8 protein-coding genes are annotated in these 7,974 nt (G+C 69.3%); 7 read left to right on the top strand and 1 reads right to left on the bottom strand.

Annotated elements, in window-relative coordinates:
- The first annotated feature begins 15 nt into the window (after positions 1 to 15).
- The 7 genes from ACFV1J_RS21125 (at position 16) to ACFV1J_RS21155 (ending at position 7,075) form a co-directional block, all read left to right on the top strand.
- Entirely contained in the window at positions 16 to 1,392 is a 1,377-nt protein-coding gene (locus ACFV1J_RS21125; RefSeq protein ID WP_385860344.1) for an MCE family protein, read from the top strand.
- On the top strand, positions 1,389 to 2,699 hold the full coding sequence (locus ACFV1J_RS21130; protein WP_385860315.1) for an MCE family protein: 1,311 nt from the start codon (positions 1,389 to 1,391) through the stop codon (positions 2,697 to 2,699). The genes ACFV1J_RS21125 and ACFV1J_RS21130 overlap by 4 nt, the downstream gene beginning before the upstream one ends.
- The gene (locus ACFV1J_RS21135; protein WP_385860317.1) at positions 2,696 to 3,979 is read left to right on the top strand and encodes an MCE family protein; all 1,284 of its coding nucleotides are present in this window, start codon (positions 2,696 to 2,698) and stop codon (positions 3,977 to 3,979) included. The genes ACFV1J_RS21130 and ACFV1J_RS21135 overlap by 4 nt, the downstream gene beginning before the upstream one ends.
- On the top strand, positions 3,952 to 4,527 hold the full coding sequence (locus tag ACFV1J_RS21140; protein ID WP_385860319.1) for a hypothetical protein: 576 nt from the start codon (positions 3,952 to 3,954) through the stop codon (positions 4,525 to 4,527). Before ACFV1J_RS21135 ends, ACFV1J_RS21140 begins: the two co-directional genes overlap by 28 nt.
- A 55-nt stretch (positions 4,528 to 4,582) precedes the next feature.
- The gene (locus ACFV1J_RS21145; RefSeq protein WP_385860321.1) at positions 4,583 to 5,356 is read left to right on the top strand and encodes a hypothetical protein; all 774 of its coding nucleotides are present in this window, start codon (positions 4,583 to 4,585) and stop codon (positions 5,354 to 5,356) included.
- Positions 5,357 to 5,360: 4 nt separating this feature from the next.
- On the top strand, positions 5,361 to 5,621 hold the full coding sequence (locus ACFV1J_RS21150) for a hypothetical protein (RefSeq protein WP_385860323.1): 261 nt from the start codon (positions 5,361 to 5,363) through the stop codon (positions 5,619 to 5,621).
- A 356-nt stretch (positions 5,622 to 5,977) separates the two neighbouring features.
- Positions 5,978 to 7,075: an amidinotransferase gene (locus tag ACFV1J_RS21155; RefSeq protein WP_385860325.1), complete on the top strand. Its 1,098-nt coding sequence runs from the start codon at positions 5,978 to 5,980 to the stop codon at positions 7,073 to 7,075.
- A gap of 159 nt (positions 7,076 to 7,234) precedes the next feature.
- Here the strand turns inward: ACFV1J_RS21155 and ACFV1J_RS21160 are convergent, their stop codons facing one another.
- Positions 7,235 to 7,669 (bottom strand): GNAT family N-acetyltransferase, encoded by a 435-nt coding sequence (locus ACFV1J_RS21160; RefSeq protein ID WP_385860328.1) that lies wholly within the window; start codon positions 7,667 to 7,669, stop codon positions 7,235 to 7,237.
- Positions 7,670 to 7,974 lie beyond the last annotated feature (305 nt).

The raw sequence follows: 7,974 nt of genomic DNA on the forward strand, positions 1-7,974 counted from the left end.
CCCCGGCGCGGGTCCCTGCAGCGGCCCCGGTGGACCTTCCTGCCGCAGGGGCGCACCGGCCACCTCCCTCAGGGGCGCACCGGCCGCACAGACACCCCCGGGCGGGTCCCGATGAACCGGCCACCGAACCGGCCACCGAACCCGCCACCGAGCCGGCCCCGGCGCGGGTCCTTGCAGCGGCCCCGGTGGACCTTCCTGCCGCAGGGGCGCACCGGCCGTCTCCCGAAGGAGCGCACCCGCCGCTTCCCCCAGGGGCGCACCCGCCGCGTCGTCGCGTTCGGCACCGCCCTGTGCCTGCTCGTCGCCGGCCTGACCGTCGCGTTCTGGCCGAAGCCGGACCCCGTCAAGGTCACCGCGTACTTCCCGCGGACCGTCGGCATCTACCCCGGTTCGGACGTCCGCGTCCTCGGCATCCCGATCGGGGAGGTCAAGAGCGTCACCCCGCAGGGCCGCCGGGTGCGGGTCGAGATGGAGTACGAGGCCGATCGCAAGGTGCCCGCGGGCGCCAGGGCCGCGATCGTCAACTCCTCGGTGGTCAGCGACCGTTACGTCCAGATGCTGCCGGTGTACCGCGGGGGCCCGGCCATGAAGAGCGGCGCGGTCATCCCCGAGGAGCGGACGGCCGTACCGGTCGAGCTGGACCGGATCTTCGACAGCCTCCACACCACATCGGAGGCGCTCGGTCCGCGCGGTGCCAACAAGAACGGAGCGCTGTCCCGGCTCATCGGCGTCAGTGCGGACAACCTCAAGGGGAACGGCAGGAACCTGAACCAGACGATCAAGGACGTCTCGCAGGCCCTCACCACGCTCTCCGACGGACGCAAGGACATGTTCGGGACGGTGAAGAACCTTCAGGTGTTCACGGCCGCGCTGGCGGCGGACGACGACAGCGTCCGCTCGTTCAACGACAGTCTGGCCACGACCGCGAACCAGCTCTCCGGCGAGCGCAAGGACCTGGCGGAGGCGTTCAAGAACCTGTCCGTCGCGCTCAAGGACGTGTCCGGATTCGTCCATGGCAACAAGAAGGCGCTGACCCGCAATGTGAAGGGTCTCAGCGAGGTGACCCGCGTGCTGGTCAAGCAGCGCGCCGCACTGGAGGAGCTGATGGACGTCGCGCCCGCCGGTCTCGGCAACCTCGCGAACGCCTACAACCCGGCATCGGGCACGCTGGACACCCGTAACAACGCCGAGCAACCGCAGGACCCGGCCAGCCTGATGTGCTCCCTGCTCAGGACGACGGGCGAGAAGTCGGACTGCCACGACCTGGGGAAGCTGTTCGGTGACCTCCCCGAACTGCCGACCGCCAACTCCCTGACCGGCGCGGTCAACCCGGCGTCCGGTGTCGCCACGACCGACAAGACGCTCGGCGGCGTCCTGGGAGCCGAGGCATGACCGCCCCGCGCAAAGCGGTCGGGTGGGCGGCCGCCGGGGCGCTGCTGCTGACCGGCTGTGAGTTCAACGGCCTGTACGACGTCCCGCTGCCCGGCGGCGCCGCCGCCGGAGACGCGTACCACGTGACGGTCGAGTTCCGGGACGTGATGGACCTCGTGCCGCAGTCCGCGGTCAAGGTCAACAACGTCACCGTGGGCGCCGTGGAGAAGGTGGAGCTGCACGGCTGGCAGGCGCGCGTACGGCTGCGCGTCGACGACACGGTGAAGCTGCCGGCCAACGCCGTCGCGGAACTGCGCCAGACCAGCATCCTCGGTGAGAAGTACGTCTCGCTCGCCAAGCCCGTGGACGTACGGCCCGTCGGCAAGCTCACCGAGGGCGCGAAGATCCCGCTGTCCCGGAGCAACCGGAACGCAGAGATCGAGGAGGTGCTGTCAGCTCTTTCGGCGCTGCTCAACGGCGGCGGTGTGGCGCAACTCCACACCATCACCGTGGAGTTGAACCACTCCCTGGCGGGCCGCGAGGACCGGGTGAAGAACCTGCTGGCCGAGCTGGACACCTTCCTCGGCGGCCTGGACGACCAGCGCTCGGAGATCATCCGCGCCATGAAGGGCATCGACCGGCTGTCCAAGAGGCTCGCGCAGGAGAAGGCCACGATCGGCCGGGCGGTCGACACCATGTCGCCGGCCCTGAAGGTCCTGGCCGACCAGCGCAAGGACCTGACGCGGATGCTGCGCTCCCTGTCCGACCTCGGCACGGTCGGCACGAAGGTGATCAACGGCTCACGGGACGACACGATCGCCAACCTCAGGCACCTGCAGCCGATCCTGGCCCAGCTGAACAAGGCGGGCAACGACCTGCCCAACGCGCTGGAGCTGATGACCACTTACCCGTTCCCGCGCAACTCCGTCGACGCCATCAAGGGCGACTACACCAACCTGCACATCACCGCGGATCTCGACCTGAAGAGCATCTACGGCAATCTCTCCAAGGGCGGCGGCAAGAAGCCCGGTTCCCCGCACAAGCCGAAGCCCAAGCTCCCCGGCACGCCCGATCTGCCGGACACCCCGGACGTGCCGGACCTGCCCGATGTGCCCGATCTGCCGACACCGCACTCGACACCCTGCCTGCCCGGCAGCGACTGCTCGGACGGCCAGGGAGGGGACAAGGGATCGTCCGGCGGCGATGTGCTCTGCCCGCCGGTGTGCACCAGCAGCTACACCGCCCACCAGGGCAGCGGCCGGACGGGTTTCGGCGCCGGCGTGGACCTGGGCCTCGCGGAGCTCCTGACGAAGGGGATGCAGCCATGATCACTCGTACGGTCAAGGTCCAACTGCTCGCCTTCTCCGCGGTCACCGCGGTCGGCGTGTCGTACGTCGGCGCCGAGTACGCGGGACTGGGCGACCGCCTGACGGACAGCGGGTACTCCGTGCAGGCGCGGTTCGCCGACTCCGGCGGCATCTACTCGGGCGCCGAGGTCACCTACCGCGGCGCGCCCGTCGGCCGCGTCGGCGAACTGCGCCTGGTCGGCTCGCGCGTTTCGGCGGAGCTGCGCATCAAGGACGGCTCGCGCATCCCTGCCGACACGCTCGCGGTCGTGGCGAACCGCTCGGCGGTGGGCGAGCAGTACATCGATCTGCAGCCGCGGGCCGCAGGCGGCCCGTATCTGCACGAGGGCAGCACGATCTCCCCCAAGGACACCCGCACGCCGCTGCCGACCACGGAGATGATCCGCAGCTTCGACCGCCTCGTCGGCTCCGTGGACAAGAAGGACCTGCGGACCACCGTCGACGAGCTGGGCCAGGCGTTCACCGGCACGGCCCCGCACCTGACCCGGATGGTCGACTCGGGCAACCGGCTCGTGGAGTCGGCGAGCGACACCCTGCCCCAGACGATCTCGCTGATCGACGACTCACAGACCGTCCTGAAGACGCAGATCGACAAGGGCTCGGCCTTCAAGTCGTTCTCCCACGACCTGGCGGACCTCACCGGCCAGATCAAGGACAGCGACCGCGACCTCCGCCGGCTGGTGGACGGCGGTCCGACGGCGGCGCACGAGTTGGACTCGCTGCTGAAGGCCAACCGGAAGGCGCTGCCGGTCCTGCTGGGGAACCTGATCAGCGGGGGACAGGTGACCGTGGCCCGGCTCCCCAACGTGGAGCAGACGCTGGTCACCTTCCCGGTCGTCGTGGCCGGCAGCTTCACGGTGCTCCCGGGCGACGGCACCAGCCACTTCGGCATGGTGCTCAACTCCGACGACCCCCCGTCGTGCCGGCAGGGCTACGGATCGACGCAGCGGCGCGACCCGAAGGACACCCGCGAGGTGCAGGCGAACACGTCCGCACGCTGCACGCTCCCGCGGGGCAGCAAGAGTTCGGTCCGCGGCGCGCAGAACGTTCCGCGGCCCGGAAGCTCCGAGGTGCGCGGCGGCCGCGGCGATCCCGCGTCGTACCTCGCACCTTACGATCCCGCGACCGGGCAGGCTGCCGGTCCGGGCGGGGGGACCGTCCAGATCGGCTCGACGGGCGGAGAACAGAGTGCGTTCGGAAAGGACTCGTGGCAATGGCTGCTCGTCGGACCTATGGCATGATCCGCCGCCTGGCGGAGCGTACGGCGGCGTCCGCGCCGCGCCCCGCGACCGAGGCCGCGCGCGCGGCGCGGGAGAGCCGGGTGCTCCCCGTCGTGCTCGCCGGTGTCCTCGCCGTGCTGGTGGCGCTCTCCGGCTTCTTCGGGGTGCGGCTGTACCAGCAGCACGAGGAGGAACAACGCAACCAGGACATTCTGGCGGCGGCCCGGCAGTCCGCGGTGAATTTCACGTCGCTCGACTACCGGCACTACGACCGGGACAGCAAGAACGTCCTGAAGGGCGCCACCGGTGACTTCAAGGAGCAGTTCACCGCCCGGACCAAGGAACTCACCAAGCTGGTCGCGGACAACAAGTCGGTTTCCGAGGGGCATGTCCTCGAAGCCGGTATCGCCAAGGCGGGCGACACGTCCGCCCAGGTCCTGGTCGTGGCCGACGGCAAGGTGACCAACGTCGCCGCGCCCCAGGGCCAGGCCCGCAACTACCGGCTGCAACTCGACCTCGTGCTCGAGGGCGGGCGGTGGCTGACCTCGAATGTCGAGTTCATCGGCTGACCCGTCGGCTGATCCGCACCCCCCCACAGCCGTCTGGCGAGTAAGGAGAAACACCGTGACCAAGGCGACCGTACGAGGCCGCGCCGGTACCGGCGCCGGCACATCGGCCCGGCAGCGATCCGTGGCGGCGGCCGCCCGCGCCGCATCCAAGCGGGCCGAGAAAGCGCATAAGTCGGCCCTCGACGAGAAGGGGGCGGCGACGGAGAGAGCGGTGGTGGACGAAGCGTCCGGTTCCGGGTCCGGGGCGGACGCCAAGGCCCGGGAGCGGGCGAAGGGCGCCGTCCGTGACGAGGCCGGAGAGCAGAAGAGCGCGAAGCCGGCCCGCCGGATCTCCGGTGCGGCGACCGCCGTGCTGGCCGCACTCGTCGTGGCGGGCCTCGTCGCCGCCGCCCTGTTGGGCCGGGAGTACCGGGAGGACCAGCGGACGCAGGAGGCGCGCACCGAGGCCCTGGCCGTCGCGCGCAAGGCCGCGCCGGAGATCCTCTCCTACGACTACCGCCACCTCGATCGCGATTTCGCGAAGGCCCGCGCCCACCTCACCGGGTCCTTCGCGGGCAAGTACCGCAAGACGACCACGAGGGTGGTGGCGCCCACCGCCGAGAAGTACCAGGGCGTCGTCACGGCCACGGTGGCGAAGCCCCCCGCCGGGGGAGCCTCCGCCGCATCGGTGGTCTCCGCCTCGCCGGAGAAGGTCGTCGTCCTCATCTTCATGAACCAGGTCACCAACAGCACTCAGGTGTCCGGGCCGCGCCTCGACCTCAACCGGGTCCGGATGACGCTCGTGGACACCTCCGGGGGCTGGCAGGTGAGTGCGCTCGACGCCCTGTGACGGTGTGCCGCACAGTGGGTACGGGCGCGTCGCCCCGCACGGCACCGCCAACGAAAAGGTCGCCGTCACCGATGTCACCAAGGTGCGGGGCGCCGAGGAGGAGAACGACATCCTCGATTCGGTCGACGTCTACACCGACTTCACCGGCGGCAAGATGGGCCCGCACCAGGGCGAAGGAAAGTTGATCGCTGCCTCTGCCTCTGCCTCAGCCGACTGGAAGGAGTCCAAGAACGGGCTCCTCGCCATTTGCGACTCCAAGGGGTAAATCCTCTCCAACGGTATTTTCTGATGCCTCGAAATATTGCGTGGGGGCGCAAGCCGCTCGCCCTGTCGCGCGCCGGGTGGGGATGGGTGCAGGGCAGGGGTGCGGTCAACTCCCGTTAGTCGGGGGTTGGTTATACCCTTTCCGCCCAGTCCATCCCGTGCGTCCCGTGCATCCCGGGCGAGTATCAGAGCTCGTATGAGGTCGCAAGGCTCGAATTCCGGCCAAGATGTGAACGAACCTTGCCCGGGCGATCGGTCGGCACGTTCAATCGATCTTGATCGCGGCAGCCGGGTTTCCGGCTGCCGTGCGCCATGAGATCGAGGAGCGATTCCGTGCGAGCCGAGAACGAGCCACCCGTGAAACCGCAAACGTCCGCCTTTCCCGCGGATCAGCCGGAAAGTCCGGTCTGTTCCTACACGGAGTGGGACCCGCTGGAGGAAGTGATCGTCGGCATCGTCGACGACGCCAGTTTCCCGGGCTGGCACATGGCCTTACCTCCGGTGCTCCCCGGCAATCAGCACGAGACGTTCCGGCGGAATGCCGGAAAGCCGTTCCCGCCCGAACAGGTCGCCGCGGCCCGGGCCGAACTCGAGGAATTCGTCCACATCCTGGAGGGCGAGGGGGTGACCGTACGCCGGCCCGACCCCATTCCGCAGCGCACGCCCTACACCACGCTCGACTGGACCAGCACCGGAATGTACGCGGCGATGCCCAGGGACGCGATTCTCGTCGTCGGTGACGACATCATCGAATGCCCGATGGCCTGGCGCTCCCGCTACTACGAGAACCTCGCCTACCGCCCGCTGCTCAAGGAGTACTTCCGCGGCGGCGCGAAATGGACCGCCGGACCCAAGCCCGAGCTGACCGACGCCCAGTTCGACCAGGACTGGACCGATCCGGGCGAGGACGGCCCGCAGCGACTGGTGGTGACGGAGTTCGAGCCGACCTTCGACGCGGCCGACTTCACCCGCTGCGGACGCGACATCATCGCGCAGAAGAGCAATGTCACCAATGACTTCGGAATCGAGTGGCTGCGCCGCCACCTCGGCGACGAATACCGCATCCATGTCTTCGAGTTCAAGGACTCGCATCCGATGCATATCGACGCCACGCTCGTTCCGATGGCGCCGGGCAAATTGCTCATCCACCCCGAACGGGTGCCGGAAGTGCCGGAGCTCTTCAAGGGCTGGGACGTGATGGCCGCCCCCGAACCGGTCATCCCGGACGCCCACCCGCTCTACATGACCAGCAAGTGGATCAACATGAACATCCTCATGCTGGACGAACAGCGGGTCATCGTCGAGCGGCAGGACGAGCCGATGATCTCGGCCATGAAGAAGTTCGGTTTCACACCGATTCCCTGCAATTTCCGCAATTTCAACAGCTTCGGCGGATCGTTCCACTGCGCCACCGTGGACGTCCGTCGCCGGGGAACCCTGCAGTCCTACTTCTAAAGAGGCGGCGGTCATGCCTCTCCGCGGGAAGGCGCGAGCAGGATCGGGGTGCGAGGAGAAGCTCCTCGCGCCCCGAGCGCGGCGGTGACGGCGGCCACGTACGCCATCAGCAGCAGCACCGTGCGCCGATGCCCAACGACCACATGACGGCGCGGGCGGTCAGGCGAGCCGCAGGTCGATCCAGGGGATGGTGTCGCCCGGCAGGAGGTAGCGCTCCACTTCCTCGAAGCCGTGCTTCAGCGCGAACCGCAGGCCGTCCTCGTTCGACGACAGGACCACGGTCTCGATCGTCCCGGCGCCCAGTGCGCGGGCCCGTTCCAGCCCGCGCGCGTACAGCTCCCCGCCGAACCCCTGCCCACGGTGGGCGGCCAGCACCCGGGCGATCACCGTGGCCGCGCCGTCCACCGGCGGCCGCACGGTGCTACAGCCGATCAGGACGTCGCCGAGATACGCGACCTCCAGGTGGTGGCGCCCGGAACGCTCCCGCACGTCGTCGAGGGACAGCTGATGGGCGGGGATGATCACGTTGTGGACGTGCTGCCAGTCCGTCAGACCGGTCTCGCCGTCCACCCGTACGAAGCGCAGTGTGGGCACGGGGTCAGGTAACCGGCGCCCCCGGACAGATGTCAACGGGGTTGACCGGCGCCGCCCACGTACTTGGCCGTTCCGCTGCGCTTTGCGGCGCCCCGTACGTACCTGTCTGTCCCGCCGCGGGGCGTCTCGCCGTTGCGCTTTGCGGCGCCCCGCACGTTGTCGGCCGTCCCGCCGCGGGGCGTCTCGCCGTTGCGCCTGCGGCGGGCGGGTTTGTGGTGGGTGCGGTGACGGTCCTCCGGGGCCGGTTGTGTGGACTGCTTCGCTTTACGTCCACACAACCGGCCCCACCCGCCCGTCCCCTCCCG

The organism is Streptomyces sp. NPDC059649 (assembly GCF_042734445.1).
Taxonomy (GTDB): domain Bacteria; phylum Actinomycetota; class Actinomycetes; order Streptomycetales; family Streptomycetaceae; genus Streptomyces.